Origin of the sequence: uncultured Mucilaginibacter sp. (assembly GCF_903913935.1) — a bacterium.
Classification (GTDB): domain Bacteria; phylum Bacteroidota; class Bacteroidia; order Sphingobacteriales; family Sphingobacteriaceae; genus Mucilaginibacter.
Genome location: NZ_CAIWNH010000560.1, coordinates 1 through 2,819, shown reverse-complemented (window position 1 = coordinate 2,819; position 2,819 = coordinate 1). Strand labels below are relative to the sequence as shown.

At 39.1% G+C, this 2,819-nt stretch carries 3 protein-coding genes; all 3 read left to right on the top strand.

What is annotated here, in order from left to right:
* Nucleotides 1–106: 106 nt before the first annotated feature.
* On the top strand, nucleotides 107–1,336 hold the full coding sequence (chrA, locus tag QZY09_RS22755; RefSeq protein WP_295676502.1) for a chromate efflux transporter: 1,230 nt from the start codon (nucleotides 107–109) through the stop codon (nucleotides 1,334–1,336).
* 1 nt (nucleotide 1,337) lies between these two features.
* Nucleotides 1,338–2,450 carry a sulfotransferase gene (locus QZY09_RS22750; RefSeq protein ID WP_295676500.1) on the top strand — a complete coding sequence of 371 codons (1,113 nt, stop codon included), beginning with the start codon at nucleotides 1,338–1,340 and terminating at the stop codon, nucleotides 2,448–2,450.
* Nucleotides 2,447–2,819: hypothetical protein (locus QZY09_RS22745; protein ID WP_295676497.1), on the top strand; the 373-nt coding region annotated here is incomplete at its 3' end. The genes QZY09_RS22750 and QZY09_RS22745, both read left to right, overlap by 4 nt.

Sequence of the window (2,819 nt, the reverse complement as noted above, 5' to 3'; positions counted from 1 at the left end):
CAAACGTTTGCGTTAAGCTATCAAGTTAAATAAAAGGGCTTATAGGTAAATTCAAAAAAACTTACTACTACAATTTGACAGTTAAGGACAGAAATTTGCAATCCCAATGCAATTGGCAGAAAATATTTTAAACAGGTATGAGAAAGAAAAGATAAGCCTTGGCTACCTTTTTTATACTTTTTTGAAAATTGGCTGCGTAAGTTTTGGTGGTTACATGGCACTGGTTTCGTTGGTGCAGCGCATTATGGTTGACGAAGATGAAACTGTAAATAATGAGGTTATACTCGATAGTATAACCGTAGCCAGCCTGCTGCCAGGCCCGGTAGCGGTAAATATTGTGGCCTATATTGGTTATCATCTTAAAGGCAAAATTGGGGCCATTGTCAGTACGCTGGCTGTTTTATTGCCCGCCTGTACCTTGATGCTCATTTTATCATGGACTTATTTTACCTACGCTTATAAAATTGAGTGGGCCCAGATCATGTATTATGTTGGTGCAGTGGTAAGCGGAATTATCTTATCAACAGGCTTTCAGCTATATAAAAAGGAGATTGGGAGAAACTACAAAAAGGCGGCACTTTGTTTTTTTACTGTCGTAATTATCTCTATAACAAATAATTATTTAATCACTATCGCTTTTATCTGTACGGGGGCAATCCTTGGCCTTTTTATTGAACAGGATAAATATGCCAATGCTTTAACGCTTGATCGCCTAAATGTCAAAAGTAAAGTTCGCCCGGTTTATGCCCTGCTTATTGGCTTATTAGCTGTTAATGAGTTTTTATTTATCACTAACACTTTCAGGAATTTTAATAACTCACTACTGAAAATAGTAGTAGCTTTTTCGGGAATAAGCCTTTCTTTATTTGGAGGTGGCTATGTGATGATCCCATTAATGCAATCTTTATTTGTAAATGATCTGCACTGGCTTACTTCAAGGGAATTTATTGATGCCATCGCGTTTAGCCAGGCTACCCCGGGGCCCATTCTGGTGAGCGCTACATTTATCGGCTACAAACTGGCGGGTATTTTTGGAGCGATAGTCGCAACCATCGCCATGTTCGCACCTTCGGCAATTTTAATGATAATAGTTGCCAAAGCGTTTAAGAAAACAAAAGATCATCACTTGGTTAAAAACATGATCGTTGGTATAAAGGTGGTGGTTATCGGCCTTATCATCTCATCTGCAGTACGGATCTTAATATTGCAGCCCCTATCAATAAGCATCATATTAATAGCCGTAGCTGCATTAATTCTGAGTTTTAAATATAAAATAAGCCCGGTTTATTTAATCATAGCGTCAATATCATTAGGCGTAATAACAAAGTATATTTAACATGAGCAATTTCAAAAAACCATCCGGTATTCAAATAATCGGCACCCAAAGATCGGGTTCAAACCTGTTAAGGGTAATATTGGATCAATCGGCTGAGATCGCATCGCCGCATCCGCCGCATATACTGGTTACGTTTGTTCCCTTATTGCAGCTTTATGGAGAGCTTGATACAAACACTTATAAAGCACTGATAAACGATGTGGTTAGTTATGTTGAGGCTAACCCGGTTCCATGGGAGGGCATAAAGCTTAACAGGGATTGGATATTTGAGAATTCTCAAAGCTATAGCCTTTTTGAAATAAACAGGCTTGTTTATGAACAAGCCGCTATTCATAAAAACGCAAAATACTGGTGCTGCAAAAGCATGGCGAACGTTCATTATGCCGATGAACTGGAAAAGTATAACCCAGGTTTAAAATATATCTATCTGTACAGGGATGGCAGAGATGTAGCGGTATCCTTTAAAAAAACGATAGTTGGAGAAAAACATATTTATAACCTGGCCAGTCAATGGACGAAAGACCAGGCAGCCTGCATAAAATTAGCTGAATCAATAGGTGAGGATCGTTTTTTTTCTCTTAATTATGAAACGCTGATCCAACAGCCTGAAGCGGTTATCAGGAAATTGTGCAGATTTTTGGATATACCTTATTCTGAGAACATGCTTGATTTTTATCACTCTAACGAATCAAAAACTACTGCGGCCGCCGGTGAAATGTGGCAAAATCTTGAAAAACCGATCATTAGTAACAATACAGGCAAATTCCATAAGGAGCTGACGAAAGAAGAAATAGAAATTTTTGAATTGGTTTCTCAGGACGTTTTAAGGAAGCTTAATTATCCACTGTTTACTTCATTAGCTGATCTCAATTTGGTTTCAGTGTCTGCAAAGTCATTAATTTTTAATACTGGTGGAACATTAGCAGCTAATAATCGTGGTGGTATTAGTGCTACCGGATTCTGGAGTGTAAACGGTGGAGTAATAGATACAAAGCTTCCCGATTCAAGTAGTTCAATACCGGCGAATGGTTCTTTAATTGTAGCTGATTATTATCAGATTCCATTAGGCACAACCACTTCAATAGGCTTAGGCGCAACAATGAGGATTTTATGAGTAATTTAGGGTTAGTAAATACAGCGGCACCAAGTACGCCCGCATCAACAATAAATAACATTTATGTTGATTCGACTGCTATCCGCACAAACCAGATTGACGCGGCGGGGATTATTAACGTATTAAACAATCACGGACTTGTAGACCGTAACGTTATTACGAATGGTGGATTTAACATCCAGCAAAGAGTGGCTACGGCTTCTACTGCAATCACTGGTATTTCAACTACTACTCGTGGTGGTGTAGTCGCTGATGCCTGGTCGGTAACTTACTCGGTTGCTTCCAACGTGAACTGGGCGCAGATTGACTCAGGAACATCGATTGAGACTGGCTTAACTTCTCGTTACTATGGCTCGATTATTTCGGCTT

Bases quoted from the DNA above. Each gene is read 5' to 3' on its own strand.
- QZY09_RS22750 (WP_295676500.1), top strand. From the start codon at position 1,338: ATGAGCAATTTCAAAAAACCATCCGGTATTCAAATAATCGGCACCCAA.
- chrA (WP_295676502.1), top strand. From the start codon at position 107: ATGCAATTGGCAGAAAATATTTTAAACAGGTATGAGAAAGAAAAGATA.